The 21,522-nt window shown below is 52.4% G+C and carries 23 protein-coding genes; 20 read left to right on the top strand and 3 right to left on the bottom strand.

Features of this window, described 5'->3' with window-relative positions:
- Positions 1-189 precede the first annotated feature (189 nt).
- The 3 genes from CHM34_RS16680 to CHM34_RS16670 all read left to right on the top strand — a co-directional run bounded on the left by CHM34_RS16680 (position 190) and on the right by CHM34_RS16670 (position 1,535).
- Positions 190-651: a hypothetical protein gene (locus CHM34_RS16680; protein WP_094265750.1), complete on the top strand. Its 462-nt coding sequence runs from the start codon at positions 190-192 to the stop codon at positions 649-651.
- Positions 652-891: 240 nt separating this feature from the next.
- Positions 892-1,074: a hypothetical protein gene (locus tag CHM34_RS16675; RefSeq protein ID WP_141201750.1), complete on the top strand. Its 183-nt coding sequence runs from the start codon at positions 892-894 to the stop codon at positions 1,072-1,074.
- A 125-nt stretch (positions 1,075-1,199) separates the two neighbouring features.
- Positions 1,200-1,535, top strand: coding sequence for a hypothetical protein (locus tag CHM34_RS16670; RefSeq protein WP_094265748.1), 336 nt, complete (start codon positions 1,200-1,202; stop codon positions 1,533-1,535).
- Here CHM34_RS16670 and CHM34_RS16665 read toward each other — a convergent pair.
- The gene (locus CHM34_RS16665; protein WP_141201749.1) at positions 1,519-1,965 is read right to left on the bottom strand and encodes a hypothetical protein; all 447 of its coding nucleotides are present in this window, start codon (positions 1,963-1,965) and stop codon (positions 1,519-1,521) included. The two genes, CHM34_RS16670 and CHM34_RS16665, sit on opposite strands and share 17 nt — an antisense overlap.
- 284 nt (positions 1,966-2,249) lie before the next feature.
- Between CHM34_RS16665 and CHM34_RS16660 the strand changes: the two genes are divergently transcribed.
- From CHM34_RS16660 to lysS, 17 genes are all read left to right on the top strand, one after another.
- Positions 2,250-3,551, top strand: a complete 1,302-nt coding sequence (locus CHM34_RS16660) for a radical SAM/SPASM domain-containing protein (RefSeq protein WP_094265746.1) — start codon at positions 2,250-2,252, stop codon at positions 3,549-3,551.
- A 5-nt stretch (positions 3,552-3,556) separates the two neighbouring features.
- Positions 3,557-5,008: a coproporphyrinogen-III oxidase family protein gene (locus CHM34_RS16655; protein ID WP_094265745.1), complete on the top strand. Its 1,452-nt coding sequence runs from the start codon at positions 3,557-3,559 to the stop codon at positions 5,006-5,008.
- Positions 5,009-5,692: a hypothetical protein gene (locus tag CHM34_RS16650; RefSeq protein ID WP_094265744.1), complete on the top strand. Its 684-nt coding sequence runs from the start codon at positions 5,009-5,011 to the stop codon at positions 5,690-5,692.
- A gap of 29 nt (positions 5,693-5,721) precedes the next feature.
- Entirely contained in the window at positions 5,722-6,498 is a 777-nt protein-coding gene (locus CHM34_RS16645) for a class I SAM-dependent methyltransferase (protein ID WP_206093832.1), read from the top strand.
- 2 nt (positions 6,499-6,500) lie between these two features.
- Entirely contained in the window at positions 6,501-6,857 is a 357-nt protein-coding gene (locus CHM34_RS16640; RefSeq protein WP_141201748.1) for a hypothetical protein, read from the top strand.
- Positions 6,858-6,875: 18 nt separating this feature from the next.
- Positions 6,876-7,358, top strand: a complete 483-nt coding sequence (locus tag CHM34_RS16635) for an SAM-dependent methyltransferase (protein ID WP_094265742.1) — start codon at positions 6,876-6,878, stop codon at positions 7,356-7,358.
- The gene (locus CHM34_RS16630) at positions 7,355-8,620 is read left to right on the top strand and encodes an MFS transporter (RefSeq protein ID WP_094265741.1); all 1,266 of its coding nucleotides are present in this window, start codon (positions 7,355-7,357) and stop codon (positions 8,618-8,620) included. Before CHM34_RS16635 ends, CHM34_RS16630 begins: the two co-directional genes overlap by 4 nt.
- Entirely contained in the window at positions 8,604-9,833 is a 1,230-nt protein-coding gene (locus CHM34_RS16625) for an ATP-grasp domain-containing protein (protein WP_094265740.1), read from the top strand. The genes CHM34_RS16630 and CHM34_RS16625 overlap by 17 nt, the downstream gene beginning before the upstream one ends.
- A 64-nt stretch (positions 9,834-9,897) precedes the next feature.
- Entirely contained in the window at positions 9,898-10,668 is a 771-nt protein-coding gene (locus CHM34_RS16620) for a type III pantothenate kinase (RefSeq protein WP_094265739.1), read from the top strand.
- A 347-nt stretch (positions 10,669-11,015) separates the two neighbouring features.
- Positions 11,016-11,900 (top strand): Hsp33 family molecular chaperone HslO, encoded by an 885-nt coding sequence (gene hslO, locus CHM34_RS16615; protein ID WP_094265738.1) that lies wholly within the window; start codon positions 11,016-11,018, stop codon positions 11,898-11,900.
- Positions 11,901-12,022: 122 nt separating this feature from the next.
- The gene (gene cysK, locus CHM34_RS16610) at positions 12,023-12,952 is read left to right on the top strand and encodes a cysteine synthase A (RefSeq protein WP_094265737.1); all 930 of its coding nucleotides are present in this window, start codon (positions 12,023-12,025) and stop codon (positions 12,950-12,952) included.
- A 303-nt stretch (positions 12,953-13,255) separates the two neighbouring features.
- On the top strand, positions 13,256-13,858 hold the full coding sequence (locus CHM34_RS16605) for an anthranilate synthase component II (RefSeq protein ID WP_094265736.1): 603 nt from the start codon (positions 13,256-13,258) through the stop codon (positions 13,856-13,858).
- A 75-nt stretch (positions 13,859-13,933) separates the two neighbouring features.
- Positions 13,934-14,797, top strand: coding sequence for a dihydropteroate synthase (folP, locus tag CHM34_RS16600; RefSeq protein ID WP_094265735.1), 864 nt, complete (start codon positions 13,934-13,936; stop codon positions 14,795-14,797).
- Between the two features lie 13 nt (positions 14,798-14,810).
- On the top strand, positions 14,811-15,173 hold the full coding sequence (gene folB / locus CHM34_RS16595) for a dihydroneopterin aldolase (RefSeq protein ID WP_094265734.1): 363 nt from the start codon (positions 14,811-14,813) through the stop codon (positions 15,171-15,173).
- The gene (gene folK, locus CHM34_RS16590; RefSeq protein ID WP_094265733.1) at positions 15,170-15,715 is read left to right on the top strand and encodes a 2-amino-4-hydroxy-6-hydroxymethyldihydropteridine diphosphokinase; all 546 of its coding nucleotides are present in this window, start codon (positions 15,170-15,172) and stop codon (positions 15,713-15,715) included. Before folB ends, folK begins: the two co-directional genes overlap by 4 nt.
- A gap of 14 nt (positions 15,716-15,729) precedes the next feature.
- Positions 15,730-16,734, top strand: a complete 1,005-nt coding sequence (dusB, locus tag CHM34_RS16585) for a tRNA dihydrouridine synthase DusB (protein WP_094265732.1) — start codon at positions 15,730-15,732, stop codon at positions 16,732-16,734.
- 123 nt (positions 16,735-16,857) lie between these two features.
- Entirely contained in the window at positions 16,858-18,348 is a 1,491-nt protein-coding gene (gene lysS / locus CHM34_RS16580; protein WP_094265796.1) for a lysine--tRNA ligase, read from the top strand.
- Between the two features lie 56 nt (positions 18,349-18,404).
- Here lysS and CHM34_RS16575 read toward each other — a convergent pair whose 3' ends face one another.
- Together CHM34_RS16575 and CHM34_RS16570 are read right to left on the bottom strand one after the other, a co-directional pair.
- Positions 18,405-19,319, bottom strand: a complete 915-nt coding sequence (locus CHM34_RS16575) for a glycerophosphodiester phosphodiesterase (protein WP_141201747.1) — start codon at positions 19,317-19,319, stop codon at positions 18,405-18,407.
- 531 nt (positions 19,320-19,850) lie between these two features.
- A complete protein-coding gene (locus tag CHM34_RS16570; RefSeq protein WP_439116340.1) occupies positions 19,851-20,741 on the bottom strand; it encodes a glycerophosphodiester phosphodiesterase in 891 nt (296 codons plus the stop codon).
- Between the last annotated feature and the right edge of the window lie 781 nt (positions 20,742-21,522).

The raw sequence follows: 21,522 nt of genomic DNA, 5'->3' as shown, positions 1-21,522 counted from the left end.
GGAGATGGTTTTCCGAGGTGGCATCTACCAACTCCGTATATTAAAAACACTCTTTTACAAATTGACTTGTCGAAACACGGTTTCTCCTCCGTCGCTTTTGTTTTTTCATTCAAGGTCTTTAACACAAGAAGACAGAAATCCGGCTGGAAATAATGACTTTTCCATAATGCTTTTGGGAGGTAGGAATCGATGAAAGTTCATGTTGATGGTTTGGTTCAATACGAGCTTTTATTTCATTGCTTAGATCTCGAAGAGCCGTTGATCCAAGGTTTGTCCTCCATTTTGGAATTGGATATAGATATAGAGGAATTCCAACAGTTAAAAAGACAGGGCTGGAAAGAAGGGGGATATTATTTAACTCGTCATCCGGAAAATCCTGATCAATTTTTTCTAGTTGATTTTGGTAATAATAGTGAATTTGATTATGTCGTTGTCCGTTGTGAAGAACAGTATGGAGAGGCAGTGAAGAGGTTGATGTTAGATATTTATAATCAAGGAGAAGGTCCTGATTGGGATTTTGGTCGGAAGAAAAAGGATTTGAAAGATAAAATAGCAGGTCCATTTAGTTCTCTTCCTGAGCTTGTTCGGGAATATCAACTGAGGATTGATTATGTAAAAATATATGCCCCTATTAAGGGCGAGACTCGTTAAAATGTAGTTGAAAATGTAACAGCACTTGCACCTTGTGCATCCTGAAGGCCCAACCCGTTCAGTTGCATCAGAAACGGGAGACTGGCCCCGTACCATGCATCCATCGTCACCGTGACATCGGCTGTGGGTAGCCGGGTTCGGAGTTCTTGTAGCATTTCCAGCACGAGGTCATACTTTGTCTGGGAACTTTCGGGATCGACATACCGAAACGCAATTATTGCTGGGGATGTTTTCGTTTTTGTGGCTGGTGGATTTGGTTTTGAATGTTTGGTTTTATATCATCTTATCCAAGGCGTTGGGAGAAATCCATCAATTTTCTTCCTGGATGGGCTTTCTATCCTTATTGATGATCCTGTTCGCATTTCTTTTCTTAGCCGTCTTTTTCATGGTGTTTTTTTAGGAGGTGTTATCAGCGTTGAATGATGGAGAAGAGCGTATTCACCCTGCATTGTCTTTTTGGATCCGACCCAAGTTTACCATGGACATCCGATGTCGGAGAAACGATTGGAAAAATATAAAAAGGATTTCAAAAAAGGTGATGGTAATAAATGAAATTTAAAAAATCTTTACCCGTAGTTCGTTTGCAATTTTTGATAATTTACCCAGGATGGACAGTAACTTACAATAAATTTATTGAATTGAATCCACTTCAACTGAGCCCAGACGATGAAAATTGGTTACTTTTTACTCAAGATTTATTGCAGCTACACTGTGGAGAAGATTTACTATTAGATTTAGGCTGGTATCCCGAAGCAGATCCAAGTGGCCAATATCGTCTTGAATTAATAAAAAACACAAATTGGGAAAAACCACTCTTATCTTTTTCTTCAAGAGATAAAAGTGAGATTACAGAGCTAATCGAAAGAATTACTTGGGAATATTAGCAACGGGGTTACCAGAAGCGACCTGAAACGTTGTGATCTGGTCAGATTTCAGTCGTTGGAAAAAAGAATAAGCGAGAGACTGCCCGATCATCGAGCTGTGGCGGTGCAGAAAATGGGCCATCCGCTTAAAGTTCTGGGTAATGGCCGTCATTCGAATCTGGATCTGCATACGCCAAAGACGCCGACCTCGGGCACAGTCTAACCCATGCCATTCTTTCGCTTGGGCATAGAGATTCTCGACTCGTTTTAGTAAGTGATTCACATACACTGTCACCGGCTTCCAGTTCAGCTGCCGGACATAAATTGCGTGTTCTTCCGCCCACTGCCCGCCATCCGGAAAACCCCGATCAATTCCTTTTTGGATCCTACTCCAAAGACGACGGATTGCTGTATGCAGTCCGCCGTCTTTTTTAACGTCTGTTTGTTTCATGATATTTATTAATTCTATCATTAATAATTATTATGAATATTATCTTTAATACAATAGTTCAGATATGATAGAATCCTAGACAAGGAGGTGAATAGGATGAAAACACGTAAAATGTCCCGTATTCACATGAAAAAAGGGAAGGAAGGCGTTGTTCAGGCTGTAGTGGGAGCTGCTCACACTGTGCGCAATAAGTGATCTTTCAAAAGAGGGCGGTCTTGTTTTGGGACTGCCCTTTTTCTTCAACGATGCGATCGAATGGAATAAAGAAAAAAGGGAGTTGCTTTATGATTCAAATCCCTTATCAAGTAAACGATGGCGGTATCGTGGCCTTACTCCCCGATGGTCGGGTCGAATTTTTAAAGCCGGATATTCAGGAGACACTGGATACCATTAATGAGGGAAAGATCAACCCGTTTGACGTAAACTTTGACATTTCCATCATCGATGATCCGCTAGTCGATCTGGAACGCTTTCACTTAAGTGCACCTGCGATTGCCTTTATTGAAACCACAAACCTTTGCAATCTTCGCTGTAAACATTGCTATGCCGATTCCGCCGTGAAACGCCCCAATGAGATGTCTACCGAAATGATCCTGAAGCTCATCGATGAATTGGCCGATATGGGTGTATTGCAGGTGTTTTTAACCGGGGGCGAACTGTTTTCTCACCGGGATGCGACCACCATTATCCGACACGCTATGAGTAAACCCTTTTTGACTCAAATATTTACCAATGGTTTGTTGATTACGGAAGAAAAATTGGCGTCGATCCCCCCCGGAGCCTCTTTCTTTATCAGTTTTGACACCGCCGATCCCGAACGGACCATCCGGGGAGGGATGGATTTTCCCAAACTCCGGGAACGGTTCCACTGGATGAAAAAGTACGGCCACAGCCTTCGGACCGCGATCTCTGTTCATCGGTACAACATCCACGATGTGGAGGAAATTTTTGAATGGTGTGTTGAAAATGATTTTCCCCGCCCGCAGTGGCTGGAGACCCACCCCGTGGGGCGAGCTTTGTTGCATCCCGACCTGCTCCTCCAACCGAAAGATATTGATGAAGTTTTCGAGGTATACAAGCGCTGTATGGAACGCTTCAGTCAGGGGCCGGACGATGTAGACGAAATGGCCCCGAAAAACCAAGAGGATCAAGAGATGTATACGGTGCAGACCATCAATTTCACTCAACGGCTGGAACAAGCTACGAATCAGGAAAAATGCGGCCGTTCCTTTGTCTATATCAACAGTTCCGGCAATGTCTATCCCTGCAGTAACTGTATGAGTAACGGGATGTACAAAGCGGGAAATCTGCGGGAAGATTCCTTCCGAAACATCTGGAAGGACGGATTTGATGATTTCCGGTCCATTACTTTCGATGAGTTTGAAGTTTGCCAATCCTGTGAGGTATATCAATCGGATATTTGGTGTCAATTTCGGTGTCCGCCCCTGGCCCGGAATGTTTCCAAGGACTTGCGGGGTTGTGGGGCTACGGACTACATTCGGCAGTTCTTATTGAAAACCGACGCTTATTGGAAAGAACGGAAAGAAAAAAATATCAAATTAACGCTTGCCGGAAGAAAGGTGTGAACAGAATGCAAAAGAGCACCTTCCTACCTGATGTGGAGCTCAACTTGGGAAAACTGTTGGAACAGCATCCCGAGTTGCAGATTGACCGGGATGATTACAATATCAACGTTACCGCGAATTATGGGGATAAACTGGCGGCAGGGGAACTGTTCCGGCGTTATATCAATCATGATGGAGCCGGGAAACCTGCGCACCTCTACTTTCATGTTCCTTTGTGTTCTTACATTTGTCATTTTTGCAATTATGTCAAAAAACTTATCCCGAACGGCGACAATACCGATGCCGTTTTGGATCAATGGACGGACCTGCTGATCGAAGAGTCCAATCGGTATCTGAAGCACGTTTCCTGGTTGCCTCAGGCCCGGATCGAATCTTTTTACATAGGGGGTGGAACGGCTTCTCTGTTGCAAAGCCGTCATTTGGCTCGAATTCTGGATCACATTCGGGAGCATTATCGATTGACGGATGATTGCGAATTGTCGTTGGAGGGAAACCCGGACAACTATCAGGAGGATGAGCTGGAACAAGCGGTTGAGCTGGGATTCAACCGGTTCAGTATGGGTGTTCAATCCTTGCAGGATGAAGTCAATCAATTTGTGGGTCGCAAACACGACAGTGAAATGTCTTTACAGGCGATTCACAAGCTGTTGGATACCGAGAAACCCTTCAATGTGGACATTATGTTCGGTCTCCCTTATCAGACCCCCGAAACCGTCGAACGAGATCTCCGGACGCTTTGCAAACTCGGGGTCCCGACGATTACGATTTACCGGTTGCGGAATGCCGATCGGCAGAGCATGGGTATTGGAAACCGCGCCGTCTGGAATATCCCGAAGGTACGCAACCGTTTGGAACGCGAAGGATTCTTTCCGTCTTTAAATGAAACGTATCAAATGCGGGAAGCGGCTTTAAGGGTTTTATTGGAATTTGGCTATCATCCCAGTCCCTGCGGGTGGTGGAGTAAACCGGGAACGTATTCGGACGGTAACATACCGCAGGTTTCCCGTAACAAATGGCAGCGTTATGACACCATGATCGCTTACGGACCCGGCGCCTATGGATGGTTGACAGGCGGACGGGAGGAAGTGGTTCAAACCCATAACATTTCGGATATCGCGGCATATGTCAAACACATGGAAGAAAGCGATGAAGTCCCGTTATCCTTTGGCCGTCTGTTGACCGGACATGAAGCAGTGGCCTCCGCCCTCGGATTTAACTTCAAGTCCAATCAGCCGATCGAGCTGACACGCTATCGGGAACAATTCGGTATTGACCTGCTGGAGGATGCTCCGTATCAGGATGTGTTCACGGAGTTGCTGGACAAAGGCCTGATCGAAAAAACGGATGATGCCTTGATTCCCACTTTGGATGGGGAGGCGCTTCATGAGGAAATCATCAGTGTGTACATTCATCAGCGCGCGGGTTCATTTTCGGAGCCTTTGTGCCGGAGGTTTTAAATGAAGGAAGCATGGTTTTCCTTTGAAGTCGACCGAGTGAAGTATCGGGGCCGCTACCGGGGTCCCGAAGAGCCCACCGTTAGTTGTGTGATTGTTCCCTCGGGACAGATGGGGCGATTGGATGAAGATGGAGCGGCGGGAGAGACGACTCTCTACAGCCGCCTTTCTGTTCTTTTGACGGAAAAAAATATCGGTGTTGTTCAATTTGACTGCCCTTTGCGGGAAGATAACGGTGAACCGGCCGATGAAGAGCATGTAAGGCTTCGGAGTTGTTGCCTCAAGCAAGCCCTTCAAACCCTTCATCCCGAAGGGCCCCTTATTTACATCGGGATGTCGTTGGGAGCTGAAGTGCTTGTCCATGATCCGCCGAGTCCGGCCCTGGGGAGGGTGCTGATCGGATACGTGCTGGAGGAGCCATTTGAAACCCGCGAACCCGGCGGTTATACTCATTTGGTTTACGGATCCGAGGATTATATCGGATATGGGGAGGATTTATCCACGATCGTCTCAATCGCTCCGGAACAGTATGCACCTGAGACAGCCCGGCATTTCGAAGAATCCGGATTTTCGGGAACGGAAATCCATATCCTTCAGGGATACGGACATACCCTGGAGGAGGAAGAGGCTGTGGATATCCGTGCTGAACAATATATTCAACAACTTATTCTTGATATGTTAAAATAAACAATATTCGACCGATTGGGGGTTTTGAAATGCAGGGAAAAAGCGCCCAACGATTCAATCAAATGGCCTCGAACTTTCTCAACAGCGAAGTTCATCGTATGAGTCCGACGATCCGATTACTTCATGAATTCACCGGTGAATATACCGTTGATTCGGTCTGTGATGTTGCCTGCGGTGCAGGCCATTTGGCGATTTCTTTCCATGAACGGGCCCAGCGTCTGGTGGGAGTGGATCCTTCCCCCAATATGCTTTCCGCCTTTATCAATCAGGCCCGGGAAAAAGGGGTGGAGGCCGAAAGAATCGAGTCAAGTGCTGAACGAATTCCTTTACCCGACGATTCTTTTGATCTTGTCGTTTCCCGATTGGCTCCCCATCATTTCGAAGATATCGGACGAGCCGTGAAAGAGATGGGGCGATTGGCAAGACCCGGCGGGCGGGTCGCCGTTATTGATCTTGAAGGATATGAGAACCCGGACATCGATGAATTCAATCACACCTTGGAAGTTCTGCATGACCCGACTCATGTCCGCAGCTATCGGGCTTCCCAATGGAAACAATTCTTTGTGGATGCCGGCTTGGATATCCTTAAGGTTCAAAGCGGGCTCTACGAACGCCCCTCGGGGGTATCTGTCCGGCGGTGGTGTGAAATCGCTTCTTCCGGTGAAGAGGCGGAAAGGAAAATTCAGGAGGAGTTGCGGAAAGCTCCGAAACATTTTCTTGACGCCATGGGAATCGACGAGCGGGACGGGACGTTTTATATGCCGATCCGTACCGTCCTGATCATGGGACAGAAGTTGGGGAATTGACGATGCCGGTGATCCATATATACAGTCCGAAATCGAAAGCCCCCCAAGGTTTGTTGGCGAGGTTGTCCAACGAGATCTTGGACGAGCTTCAATTGCCTCCCAACCACGCGTGGATGCTCTGGCATCCAGTTTCGCCGGAAAATGCTTTTAAGCCGGGATGGGAAGGGGATCAACCGGCGCCGATTGTTGTGATGTATTGCAAAAGCCGATATACAGAAGAACAGGTGGTTCGAGTCATGAATATCGTCCAAAAGGTGCTTTCGGAGAAATGCTCTTGCGACCCCGATGAGATATTTATGACGGTCCAACGAGTTCATCCTTATCATCTTTTGGCTCGAGGGACCATCTGGAAAGGTTAAACGGAGGAGAAAAACGGGATGGAAACCATAACTGTATATCCCGTGGGAACCGTTGAGTCGCCACGGAAAGAGATGACTGATGATTACTGGGGAGACATCGTTTCTGTCATTCATATGGACTCAAAACAGTATACGGAAGAAGCGACGGCCGGTCTTGAATCCTTTTCCCATTTGGAAGTTGTGTTTTATATGAATCAGGTCTCTGAAAATCGGATACAGACGGGGGCCCGTCATCCCCGTAACCGAACCGACTGGCCCAAAACGGGAATTTTTGCTCAGCGGGCCAAGGCACGACCCAACCGCATCGGGGTGTCCCGTTGTCAACTGTTGCGGGTGGAAGGGCTTGCGTTAACCGTTAAGGCTTTGGATGCCATTCACGGAACCCCGGTTCTGGATGTCAAGCCGTATATGAAGGAGTTTGGTCCGGAAGGGCCCGTTCGGCAACCGGAGTGGTCCACCGAAGTGATGAAGCACTATTATCTGAAAGGCTCGAAGTCATGAGTGCTTCCACGTGGGCGGAACGGAAAGAAGTATTAAAGATCCCCTCTTATTTTCTGTATTTTGTCGGTACCAGCATCTCCTTTTTGGGGATGGGCATGCAGTTTATCGCGAACAGTTGGCTTGTTCTGGAAATGACGAATGCGAATATATCCGTAGCGATCCTTTTGATTTGTTCCTCGTTGCCTGGAATTGTGCTCTCTCCTTTATCTGGGGTTTTTATTGATCGTCTGGATCGGAGAGTTTTGGCTTCTTCCATGGATCTATTTCGGGCAATCGTGTTATTGGCGATTCCGATCATTTATTGGGCGGGTTTTCTGGAAGTCATACACCTGTACTTCATGGCCTTTTTTGTGGCGATCGGGGATCTGATCTTTCAGCCGACGGTGGTGGCCTTGATCCGGGAGGTTGTACCCAAGCGCCTCTTAATGACAGCAAACACGACCACACAAGTGACTGCCCAAGTCGGTTCCTTAGTCGGAACCGGTCTGGGTGGATTAATCGTCGCCTTTTCCTCTCCCATTTGGGTGATGGTGATCAATGCGGCCACTTTTCTTGTTTCAGCCGTCTGTATCATAAACATGCGTAAAACCCATCGCAGACGGTTAACCAAGGATCAGACCGCGAAACAAGCCTGGCTCCGTTATCGGGAAGACCTTTTGGACGGGATCCGATATATTCGAAACCATCGGTACATAGCCCTTCTGTATATTTTGTTGCTCACGTTCCCCCTTACCCTTCGTCTGATCAATGTGCTTCTTCCCTCTTTCACCAAAGAGGTTTTAAAAGTGGGAGCGGATGGATTCGGGTATATTGATGCGGCCTTTGCGACCGGGGCGGTGATCGGGGGCCTGTATCTGTCATCGGTGACACAAAAATGGGGAAAACGATTCACCATGCTTTTCGGAATGGGGGCTCTTGCGGGAAGCCTGATTATTTTTTCGATTTCCACCAATCTCATTGTAGCGATAGTCGGGTATCTGTTGATCGGGATCACTTTTCAGGTTCGCATCCTGTATTTAACCACGATTCAGCACCTGGTGGATCTCGATTTTCAGGGACGGGTTCATTCCGTATTTACGACCCTCGTCACTTTTTTCTCGTTGGGTGTCTATCTGTTGATGGGGGTTCTGAGTGAAGTGGTTTCTCAGCGTTGGCTTTATGCCTCCCAGGGGATCTTCATTTTGATTGTGACTCTCTTCAGTGTGGTTTCTTTGAAAACGGAATCACCGGAGGAGGAAGCGTCGGATGCCGAACAAGCCTAAACGCGTTCTTGTGATCGGTTTACGGAAGAATGTCCTGGAACAGGCGAAAGCCTTGGATTTGTATGTGATCCTGATCCACAAAAAAGAACGTCTGAAAGAACATCATCGATGGTTGGCGGATGAAGCGTACCCGTTGGATATCGAGGATGAAAAAACGCTCCTTTCCTTTGTGGAGACGATTCACCAAACCACCCCGGTTGAGGTTGTCCTTTCCTTTGCGGATGAAGCTCTTGTTTCGGCGGCCCGATGCCACGAACGGCTGGGCTTGAAGGGAAATTCGGTTCAAACCGTGGAGATATTAAAGGACAAGGGAAAGATGCGAACCCGACTCCGGCAAATCGGCTTCCCGTCTGTTCGGTTTCGGGTGGGTGGTACACAGGAGGACTTCTTTTCTTTTTTGAGGAGTCCTTTTCATCCCTTCATTGTAAAGCCGACGGACGGGGCAGGGAGTGATCAAGTCTACCAGGTCAGGGATGAAACCGAACGGAATGTCGTTTGGTCTCAGCTGGTCCGGAATGGCCGATCGGAGTTTCTGATGGAGGAATATTTGGACGGTCCGGAGATCAGTGTGGAGGCCTTTAGTTTTCACGGAAACCACCATATTTTGGCGATCACGGACAAAGTGATTTTTCCGAACTTTGTAGAACGAGGGCACGCCATGCCCAGTACGCTTTCTCCGAGGATGAAAAAAGAGGTGGTTCGGACCGTAACCTCCTTTTTAGACGGAGTGGATTTTATAGATGGGCCGTCCCACACTGAGTTAAAAATCACTTCCAAAGGATTGCGGATTCTGGAGTCTCATAATCGCATCGGAGGAGACAAGATCAATGAGTTGTATAAAATCGCGTATGGGGAGAACATGCTTGCCATGCTGTTCGCATGGGAAACAAGCCGGATGACTCCTTGGAAGACTCCCCCTCCTCCGGTGGGGGGAGCGGCGATTCGTTTTTTGTCGCCTCCGCCAGGGATCGTTCAAGAGATCCGGGGAGTTGAGAAGGTGAAAAAAGATCCGAATGTTTGTCTGGTGGAGATCAAAGTGGAGGAAGGGGAGGAAGTCCCGAGACTGAAGCATTCCTTTGACCGGATCGGCTGTGTGGTCGCCAAAGGAAAGGATACCGATGAAGCGGTTCAAAAGGCGGAAGAAATGGTCCGAAGCATCCAGATTCTTACTGCCGAACCATCACAGACTTCAAAAGAATCAAACCCCGGTTGAATTGAATTCCCACGGTCCCCCTGCTATGATGAAAGGGACTTGAGCATAAGCAGGTGGATATCCGATGTTGATGGTGATGGATGTCGGCAACACGCATATCGTGTTGGGACTGTACGAAGGGGAGGAGCTACTGTATCACTGGCGGGTCCATACCGACCGCAACTCGACGGAAGACGAATACGCGATGCGGTTGAAAAATCTGTTTCAACATGTGGGAATCGAGATGGCGGACATTGAGGGTCTGATCATCTGTTCTGTCGTGCCGCCGCTGACCCATGTGTTTAAACTGTTGGCCCGCAAGTATTTTCATGTGACTCCTCTGATTGTGGGTCCCGGAGTGAAAACGGGACTGAATATCCAGTATGAAAACCCGCGGGAAGTGGGGGCGGACCGAATCGCTAACGCCGTGGCGGCGATCGAGCGGTTCGGTCCTCCGGTGATCGTCGTCGACTTCGGAACGGCGACCACCTTTTGCTTTATCGATGAGAAGGGGCATTATCTGGGTGGGGCGATTACACCGGGGATCAGCATTTCCACCGAAGCGCTGTATCAACGGGCCTCCCAGTTAACCCGGATCGAAATCGTCAAACCGGAAAGCGTTGTCGGCCGCAATACCGTCAAATCCGTCCAGGCCGGGGTCTTCTACGGCTATGTCGGGGTGGTGGACGGAATTGTTTCCCGGATGAAGGAACAGATGTCCCAACCGCCGACGGTGGTAGCCACCGGCGGGCTGGCGGAACTGATCTGCGGCGAAGCCCGGACGATCGATGAAGTGGATCCGCTTTTGACACTGGCGGGGCTGAAATTGATTTATGAACGAAACCAAAAAGCGTGAGACAATCGTTAATGATCAAACACGCCCTAGAAGCGTTGTGACAAAGCTCCTGTTCGGGAGGGTGGGGTTCCACACGGAGTGCCTTTGGCTCGTCAGAACAACGAAACGGAGTGTGGAACCCCACCCCGACCCACCAAGGATGTGCTAAAAATCACAACGCTTCTAGGCTAGAAGCCTTGTCATTGAATGTTCGATTCGAGCGTTTACCCGAAATAGCGACTTTGCTGTCCGACTTTCACAATGCTTCTTAACGACCGATTGGCTCGTCTCGACAGAACCCCGACAAAGGGGTTCCTTTTTGTCGTTTCAGGGAAGAGTAGATAGGGAGGAAACAGGAGGGTTATCGGATGAGTCGAGATTATGCTGTACGTGCCACCGCCTTCGGTGGGAGCGTACTCGGGCTTGCCGCTGTCACAACGGATCTGGTGGGGGAGATGCAACAACGTCACCACACCTGGCCTGTGGTCAGCGCCGCCCTGGGACGCACCGCTTCCTTCGGGGCGATGATGGGAATGATGCTGAAAAATGAATCCGATCGATTGACGATCCAGGTTCAGGGGGACGGACCCATCGGTGAAATCCTGGTGGATGCCGATGCCCGCGGCGGTGTCCGGGGAACGGTCACCCATCCGGTCGTTGATTTACCCTTGAACGACCTGGGCAAGCTGGATGTGGCGAGAGCGGTGGGAGCCGGAACCCTGAATGTGGTCAAGGATCTCGGGATGCGGGAGCCTTACCGGGGCAGTGTCCGCCTCGTTTCCGGAGAGCTGGGGGATGATTTCACCTATTATCTGACGGTGTCGGAACAGGTTCCCTCCTCCGTCGGGGTGGGGGTATTGGTCGACCGGGATGCTTCCATACTTGCTTCCGGAGGTTTTATTATCCAAGTGATGCCCGGAACCGGAGATGAACGGATCGAAGAACTGGAAGAGCGGGTTCGGCGAGTTCCTTCCGTCACCCAGCAACTGAAGCGCGGGGCGACACCGGAAGATCTGTTGGAAAGGGTGCTCGGGGATGGAGAGCCTCAGGTTCTCGCCACTCAACCCCTCTCCTTCCAGTGCCAATGTTCCGAGGAGCGGACCCGCACCATGCTGAGAAGCCTGGGCCGGGAAGAGCTGAACAGCATCATCCGGGAGCAGGGCCGGGCCGAGGTGATCTGTCACTTTTGCAATCAGACCTACGAAATATCCCGGGAGGAGCTGGAACGACTGGCGGAGGAAGCCAAGAGTTGAGGGCGCCAGAAGACACGCGGTTCCCTTTCCTTCCACATCCCGGTGATTGACTTCCCGACAGGGGCTTGGTACGATAAAACCATAAATACCCATCGAACTGCTTGGTTTACTAGGAGGCACTCATGCGAGTAGCGGACAATATTTTACAATTAATCGGTCAAACCCCGATTGTCAAGTTGAATCGGATCGTCGGAAAGAGCGATGCAGACGTTTTTTTGAAGTTGGAATACTTTAATCCTGGCAGCAGTGTGAAAGACAGGATCGCTCTCGGTATGATCGAGGACGCCGAGGAACGGGGGCTGTTGAAACCGGGATCCACCATCGTAGAGCCCACCAGCGGCAATACCGGAATCGGATTGGCCATGGTGGCGGCGGCCAAGGGGTACCGGGCTCTCTTGGTCATGCCGGATACGATGAGTGAGGAACGGCGCAATTTGTTGCGGGCCTACGGGGCGGAACTGGTTCTCACCCCCGGGGCTGAAGGGATGAAAGGTTCCATCGCCAAGGCGGAAGCCATCGTCAAGGAACATCCGGACTACTTCATGCCACAGCAGTTCGATAATCCCGCCAACGTAGAAATTCACCGGGATACAACCGGCCCTGAACTGCTCAGGCAGATGGACGGCCGGATCGACGCTCTGGTGGCCGGGATCGGCACCGGGGGGACGATTACCGGGGCTGGCCGTGTGTTGAAAGAACAAATTCCTGACCTTCGGATCGTCGCGGTGGAACCGTCCGCCTCACCGGTTCTCTCCGGAGGCAAACCGGGCCCCCATAAGATTCAGGGGCTGGGTGCCGGCTTTGCTCCCTCGATTTTGGATCCGGATATCTATGATGAAGTGGTTCCTGTCGACAATGAGGAGGCCTTTCATTGGGCCCGCCGCATGGCTGAGGAAGAAGGGATCCTCGGCGGGATTTCCTCTGGGGCCGCCGTCGCCGTCGCCCTCAAGTGGGCCCGCCGCCTGGGGGAAGGAAAACGGATCGTCACAGTGATTCCCAGCAATGGAGAGCGGTATCTCACCACGGAGCTGTACCGGTTCGATCAGGAATGACACTGACGGCTGACCTCTAGAAGCATTGTGAAATCGAGAGCGGCGGCATTTACCCGCAACCGCTCCGTGATCCTTTCTTTCCATACACGGTGGCCTGATCTTTCGAAAGAGTCGGGTCAGCGTGTTTTCCTTTACACGGGGATTTCTCCCTGCGAAGGAGTAAACCTTTTATCCCAAATCGATTTGGTGTAAACTGATGTGAGGAACGGCATCCACTTGCCCTCTTTGCTCAATCCTTCACGAGAGAGGGTATGGGATGGCTAAACGGATGAGAAGAGCCGAGGAGAGAGGAGATGAGGTCCAATGATTCTTGTTATCGACAATTACGATTCTTTCACTTATAACTTGGTGCAGTACCTGGGAGAGTTAGGTGAGGAGCTGGAGGTATTCCGCAATAACCGGATCACCTTGGAGGCGATCGAGGAGAAAGACCCGCAAGCCCTCCTGCTCTCTCCGGGGCCCGGAACTCCCGATGAGGCGGGGATCAGCCTGGAAGCGGTGCGCCGGTATGCCGGCCGGATTCCCATTCTGGGCGTCTGCCTGGGTCACCAAACCATCGCCCAGGTCTTCGGCGGCCGGGTCGTACAGGCCCATCGACTGATGCACGGCAAAACATCACTGGTTTACCATGACGGCTGTACACTGTTTCATCAGGTGCCTTCCCCATTTGAGGCCAACCGGTATCACTCCCTGATCGTGGACCGGAACAGCCTGCCTGCGGTTTTGGAAGTGAGCGCGGAAACGGAGGAGGGGGAAGTGATGGCGATCCGCCATCGGGAGTTTCTCCTGGAAGGGGTGCAGTTTCACCCCGAATCCATCCTGACCGGGGAAGGAAAACGGTTGTTATCCAATTTTATGAATCTTTGCCGGGGATCAGACCCGGCACAGCCGACGATATGCGAATAAACGGCGAAAAGATAGATCGATTTCTTAAATCGAAGCGGCGGGAACCGCTTAACGGATACAGGAGGAGAAACGGCGATGACTCTTGGAACGGAAGCTGTAGCCGATACCCGCGGAAATACCCGTCCGATTCAAGCGGGTCCTTATACCTTGCCGATTCACCGACGAACGCTGGTGATGGGGATTTTGAACGTTACACCGGATTCCTTTTCGGACGGGGGAAAATATGACCGGATTGAAAGGGCGGTGGTCCGCGGTCAAAAAATGGTGGAAGAGGGTGCGGACCTGATCGATGTCGGCGGGGAGTCGACGCGCCCTCAGGCAACTCCCGTCTCCCTGGAGGACGAGCTGGAACGGGTACTGCCTGTGATCGAGGCATTGGCTCCGGTGGTGGATGTCCCGATTTCCGTGGATACCTACAAAGCGGAGGTGGCCCGCCGGGCGGTCCAGGCCGGGGCCTGTCTCATCAACGACGTTTGGGGGTTGAAGAAAGATCCGGAGATGGCCGCTGTGGCCAAGGAGATGGATGTTCCCGTCGTCCTCATGCACAATCGAAAACAGGCGCAATATGATCATTTGATCGAGGACATCTGCTCCGATCTGCTGGAGAGTGTCACCATCGCCCGCAACGCCGGTATCCGGGAGGAGAAAATCATCCTGGATCCGGGGATCGGTTTTGCCAAGTCCTACGAAGAGAACCTAATCGTCATGCATCACCTGGACCGAATCGTCGAGCTGGGCTATCCGGTGCTTCTGGGAACTTCCCGGAAATCCATCGTCGGACGCACGCTGGACCTGCCGGTGGACCAACGGGTGGAAGGAACCGGGGCCACGGTCACCTTGGGGGTTGCCAAGGGATGCCGGATCGTCCGCGTTCATGACGTCAAAGAGATGGTGCGTGTCACACGCATGACCGATGCGATGCTAAAACCCCCATCATAAGGAGGGAGCCGTGATGGATCATATTTTTTTCAATCGGATGGCTTTTTACGCTTATCACGGCGCCTTTGCCGAGGAGAACCGACTCGGACAGCGGTTTACCGTCGATCTGGAGCTGGGAGTGGATTTGGCCCCGGCGGCCCGAACCGACGATCTGAATCAGACGGTGGATTACGGACGGGTGTATGAAACGGTTAAAGATGAAGTGGAAACGAAGACCCACGCACTGGTGGAAACCCTCGCCGAGCGCATCGCCGCCGCGCTCTTGGCATCCTTCCCCGCTGTGGAAGAGGTGATGGTTCGGGTGACCAAACCGGACCCGCCCATCCCTGGATACTATGATTCGGTAGGCGTTGAAATCCGCCGGAGACGGTCATGAGCCGAGGTCAGACTGCTTACATCGGACTGGGGACCAACCTGGGACGACGCCTGAACAATCTGGAGGAAGCCCTCAACCGGTTGAACCGCCGGGAAGGGATCGCTGTGACCCGGTTTTCTTCCGTCTATGAAACGTCCCCCGTAGGATATACGGATCAGCCGGATTTTCTCAACATGGCGGCAGAGTTGGAGACGGACTTCTCGCCCCGGGAGTTGCTCCGAACGCTCTTGGAAGTGGAACAGGAGCTGCACCGGGTGCGGATGGTGCGCTGGGGGCCCCGAACGCTGGATCTGGATCTGTTGTTGTACGGAGATCTCACGATGACCGATGAAGAGCTGATCCTGCCCCACCCTCGGATGGTGGAACGGGCGTTTGTACTGATCCCTCTCCGGGAGATCGCTCCGGAGGTGGTCATTCCCGGAACCGGAAAAACGGTGGACGCATGGGTTCGAACGCTGGAGCCGGTGGAGGATGTATGGGCGACATCCCATTCATTGCGCCTGGAACAGCGATCCACCCCCTCCCGTACGCCATTGTCTTAAGGAGGTGTTTTCGGATGAAACTGAAGATCGGACCGGTGCAAACCGAGAACAACGTCGTGCTGGCTCCGATGGCCGGGGTTTGCAATCCCGCCTTCCGCCTGATCGCCAAGGAGTTCGGTTGCGGTCTCGTCTGTGCCGAAATGGTCAGCGACAAGGCGATTCTTCACGGAAACGCCCGAACGAAGAAAATGCTGTATGTCGATGAGCGGGAGAAGCCCCTGAGCCTGCAAATCTTCGGTGGCGATAAAGAAACCTTGGTCGAGGCGGCCAAGGTGGTGGACCAACAGACCAACGCCGATATCATCGATATCAACATGGGCTGTCCGGTGCCCAAAATAACCAAATGCGACGCCGGAGCCCGCTGGTTGCTGAACCCGGACAAAATCGAAGAGATGGTCTCCGCCGCGGTGGAAGCCGTGGAAAAGCCGGTGACAGTGAAGATGCGGACCGGCTGGGACGAAGACCATATTTATGCCGTGGAAAACGCTCAGGCCCTGGAACGGGCCGGGGCCCAGGCCGTCTCCCTGCACGGCCGGACCCGGGTGCAGATGTACGAGGGGAAGGCGGACTGGGATATCATCCGCCAGGTCAAACAGGCGGTAAGCATCCCGGTCATCGGCAACGGGGATGTCATGACTCCGGAGGACGCCCGCCGCATGCTGGACACTACCGGATGCGACGGTGTCATGATCGGCCGGGCCGCCCTGGGCAACCCTTGGATGTTGTACCGGACCATCCATTACCTGACTTCCGGTGAATGGTTCCCGGAACCGGATCCCCGGGAAAAAATCCGGATCGCCCTCTTGCACATGGACCGTCTCATCGCTCTGCGCGGGGAGGAAGTGGCCGTGCGCGAGATGCGAAAACACGCCTCCTGGTATTTGCGGGGAATACGGGGGGCGGCCCGGGTCAAGGACCGGGTAAATGAACAAACAACCCGGCAGGGAATGGCCCGGGTCCTGACGGAATACGTAGACCAGTTGGAACAACGGCGGAAAAAAGCGGACGTTCCCGCTTAACCCTTCCAGCGAGGACTCCCTTGCCGGGGAATGGTCGACGGCGGGAGCGGCAACATTCCTGCCGGCCTCGTACATGAAAAGAAGGAACGAAAACCTGCCGCCCAGAATGAGGAGTTGAAGCAGATGACCCAGGAAGAAGAGCGAAACGAATTGTTGCAGGTTCGCCGGGACAAGATGGACGGACTCCGGGAGCGGGGCATCGATCCCTTCGGGCGGAAGTATGAACGCACCCACCGCGCCGAGGACATCCTGGCCGCCTTTGACGATCAATCCAAAGAAGACTTGGAAGAGGAAAACGTCTCCGTGACGATTGCCGGACGTCTCGTGGCCAAACGGAAGCAGGGGAAGGCTTCCTTTGCTCACCTGCAGGACCAGACCGGGCGCATCCAGATCTACGTCCGGAAGGATCGGGTCGGAGAGGAGCAGTATGAAACCTTCGGCACCGCGGATCTCGGTGACTGGCTGGGTGTTTCCGGGACGGTGTTTAAAACCAACCGGGGAGAAACCAGTGTCAAAGCCGATTCCGTCACGTTTTTGAGTAAGTCCCTCCGTCCCCTCCCGGAAAAGTTTCACGGTCTTAAGGATGTGGAACTGCGTTACCGGAAGCGGTACCTGGACTTGATCATGAACCCGGAGGTCAAGGATACCTTTATCGTCCGCAGCCGGGTGATCAGTGCGATTCGCCGGTACTTGGACGGCCAGGGCTATCTGGAAGTGGAGACTCCGACACTGCATACGATTCCCGGCGGTGCCGCCGCCCGTCCCTTTATCACCCACCACAACGCCCTGGATATCGACCTCTATATGCGGATTGCCATCGAATTGCACTTGAAGCGTCTGATCGTCGGCGGGATGGAAAAAGTGTATGAAATCGGCCGGGTCTACCGGAATGAAGGGGTTTCCACCCGACACAATCCAGAGTTTACCATGCTGGAGCTGTATGAGGCCTTTGCCGATTTCCACGATATCATGGATGTGACGGAGAACATCATTAATCACGCCGCCCGGGAAGTGCTGGGTACGGATACGATCCAATACGCCGGAGAGACGATTCACTTGTCCAAGCCCTGGGCGCGCAAGTCAATGGTGGACTTGGTCCGGGAACACACCGGCGTCGATTTCAGTCGTTCCATGAGCGACGACGAGGCCCGTCGCCTGGCTGAGGAGCACGGTGTCCAGATTACCCCGGCGATGACTTTCGGCCACATCCTGAATGAATTTTTTGAGCAAAAGGTGGAGGAAAAGCTGATTCAGCCCACCTTTGTATACGGCCACCCCTTGGAGATTTCTCCTTTGGCCCGCAAAAATGCTGACGATCCCCGGTTCACCGACCGCTTTGAGCTGTTTATCGTCGGCCGGGAGCACGCCAACGCCTTTACTGAGCTGAACGACCCGGTCGACCAGCGGGAGCGCTTTGAAGCGCAAGTGAAGGAAAAAGCGCAAGGGAACGATGAGGCCCACCCCATGGATGAAGATTTCCTGGAAGCCCTGGAATACGGAATGCCTCCCACAGGCGGTCTGGGGATCGGGATCGACCGGCTGGTGATGTTGCTCACCGACAGCGCCTCCATCCGGGATGTCCTGCTTTTCCCGGCCATGCGGGATCAGGGATAAATGAAAAACGACTGCAGAATGCGATGAGCCCTATCCCCTCGGATAGGGCTCACCCTTTAGCCGGTTTTTTGCCCGGGGTCGGTCTGTTGCAGAACCTGGTGAAGCCGATCCGGGTAATTAGTACAGATTCCGTCCACCTTCCACCGCACCAACCGGCGCATCACCGGTTTCCGATTCACTGTATAAGCGAGAATCCGCAGACCGTGGCGGTGGGCGCGATGGATACGCTTCCGGTTGATCCGCCGGTAACTCAGTCCGATCCCGTCGGCATACTCCTTGGTCCTTTTCAGCCGGCGATGGGAAAGAGAGCCGATGTTTTTGAAGTGAATCAGCTGGATCAGGGGAAGATCCGGAGCTTTCCGGTGGATCCGCCGCAGGCTGTCGGAATCGAAGGACTGGATGAGGACGCGTTGGGATTCCGAAGTTTCCACTAAGCGGTGTTGTTTCAACAGTTGGAGCAGTTTCCGTTCCAGCTGGGGGCCGGCACTGCTTTTTTTGATTTCCAGGCAATAGCCGATCCGGTTTCCCAACCGTTGGAACACTTCCTCCAGGGTGGGGACGGTGGCTCCCCGGAAGCTCGATTTCCAGCGCCGGGGATGTTTTTGACCGAACCAGGCGGCGGCATCCAGCTTTTTCAGTTGGGACAGAGTGTACCGGTGTATCGGTCCCCGTCCGTCCGTTGTTCGGTCCACCTGTTTGTCATGCAGGGCGACGAGATGGCCGTCCCGGGTCATCTGCACATCCAATTCGATGAAATCGGAGCCCATGCGGGCCCCCCATTCAAAGGCGGGGAGCGTGGATTCCGGGGCGTAGGCGGAAGCTCCCCGGTGAGCGATATTCCAAGTGGATACAGGTTCAGGGGGAGGCCTCGATTCTCCAGTCGCCGCCTGGCTGTCGACGGTTCCGCCCCATAACCCCGCTATTCCCCCTCCCAGACAAATCGCCAGTATACCGTAAACCCACCCTTTCATCCGGTTTTCCACCCTTCCTTTCACTCTTCAAGTCACTTTGATCGGTTTGATCCCTTGCCGGGGATGGTCGGTCTGGCAGGCCGTCTCCGATCTCTTGCAAAAAACGCATAGGGAGACCGGAGCAGAGCGACCTTGGCGAGATTTGTGCTCCCCTGAGTGCAAAGGATCTACGCTGGCCTACCCTCCCCTTCCATCTCGATTATTAGAAGAGACCCTTTTTACGGATCAGTCGGTTCCAAAGGGTTACCGTCCTTGTCTGGTTAGCATGCGACAAGGAAAGGGGCGGAATACAAAAAGGCCGTATCCCCCTTATCCGGGCGGGATACGGCCTGAAATCAGGCGTACGGCAGAACACGACCATTCCTTATTGCATCTAGAGGCGTTGTGATTTTAGCACATCCTTGGTGGGTCGGGGTGGGGTTCCACACTCCGTTTCGTTGTTCTGACGAGCCAAAGGCACTCCGTGTGGAACCCCACCCTCCCGAACAGGAGCTTTTTCACAACGCTTCTAGTTCGTGGTGAATCAAGCGGTTATTTATCTTTCAATACTTCCCGGAGGCGGTCCGGGTGGTTGGTAAACAGGCCGGTTACGCCCCAGTCGATCAGTTTTTTCATGTCTTCCTGGGAGTTGACGGTGTAGGGATGAATCTCCAGCCTGTGCTCGCGCACTTTTTCTACATAGGAGCGGTCGATCTGCTCATGATTGGGACCGACGCCGACCGCGTACTCCCGGATTCCCTCCAGCTCTTCATCCGAGATTTGGGCGGGAGTCTCATACCACAACAGTTGAATCAAGGGAATATCCGGGTTTAATTGCTGGATCTTCATCAGACTTTCTTGACTGAAAGATTGGATCAGCACCCGGTTTTTCTTAAAGGCTTGTTTGTCCGTCAGTCCGTAACGGTCCAGGATCTCAAGGAGTTTTTCTTCCATTCCGGGATAGACATCCGGAGCTTTTGTTTCAATATAATACTTTCGATTTTTGCCGAAATGCTCAATGACTTCTTCCAGGGTAGGGACCTCTAAACCTTCGTATTCCGATTTGGCGTATTGGGGATTCTCTTTGTTAAACCAGGAGCCGGCATCCAGTTTTTTGATCTCCGCCAGGGTATGATCCTTCACCAGTCCCGTACCGTCGGTGGTGCGGTCCAGCGTTTCGTCGTGCATGGCGATTAAGCGCCCGTCTTGGGTCATTTGCAAATCGATTTCGATATAGTCGCCTTTCATCCGATCCCCCATTTCATAGGAAGGAATCGTGTGCTCCGGGGCGTAGGCGGAAGCCCCGCGATGGGCGATATTCAATACCTCTTTGTGCTTCGGCTTCTCGGCTTGGGCGGCAGAGGCCCCCATGGAGAACGTCGACCCGAACAGGAGACCCGCCAAGGCCAATCCTGTCCCAATGGCGCGGAATCGAATGGACATCGTTAGCACCCTTTCTTTTACCCAGGTTTGTTGATGACCTTATAAGGAAAGGGGATCGTATTCTACCACGCTCCTATTGCCATCCAACGAGGAAGTTTAACCTGTCCGCTCCGAATTTTTCGGTCGGGCAAGGGCAAAGCCGTTCGGAAGTGTTATAAGGGAGAATCTTGCCCTTAGGCGCCCTCCCTCCAAACTCTCCGCTGAGTAGGATGGCAAATGTCGCTATGCCAGAATACGACCCCTTTTCAACCCACTATTCACTGGATCATCAACAGTCCTGCTTTCTTTCTATACATGATATCGATTTTAGTATGAAGGGTGGGTGGAGGGATTGTAAAGGAAAGATATTTTTTAGCCTTCCGTGGAAGGATTGTGAAACCGTGAGCGGCGGCATTGATCCAACGGCCGCTTCGGTTCCCGTTTCTACAGAGATGGAGAGACTGGCCGCTTAAAAATCATCCTGCTGCGGGCAAGGGCAAACGCCTTCGGATGCACTACAAAGTTAGTGGCCGCCAAACGCTCGGTCTTCCGAAAACTCCGCTTGGTTGTCGGGCATAGCGAGACCCGAGAGCGAAGCGAACGAGGCGAGACTAGTGCCCTTTGGGTGCATAGCGAGACTCGAGAGCGAAGCGAACGAGGCGAGACTTGTACTCCCCTGAGTGCAAAGGGCGCTACGCTGGAAATCGGCGGTCCGCTACTTTCGGCGATTGACCAGACACACCTTAGAGAAGGAAAACATAATTATATGAAGAATAGGAATAAATAGATAATAGATATAGCT

This window comes from Paludifilum halophilum, from assembly GCF_002245355.1.
Classification (GTDB): Bacteria; Bacillota; Bacilli; order Thermoactinomycetales; family DSM-45169; genus Paludifilum; species Paludifilum halophilum.
Note: the sequence above shows the minus strand (reverse complement) of the source record. Positions and strands in the feature narration are given on the sequence as shown.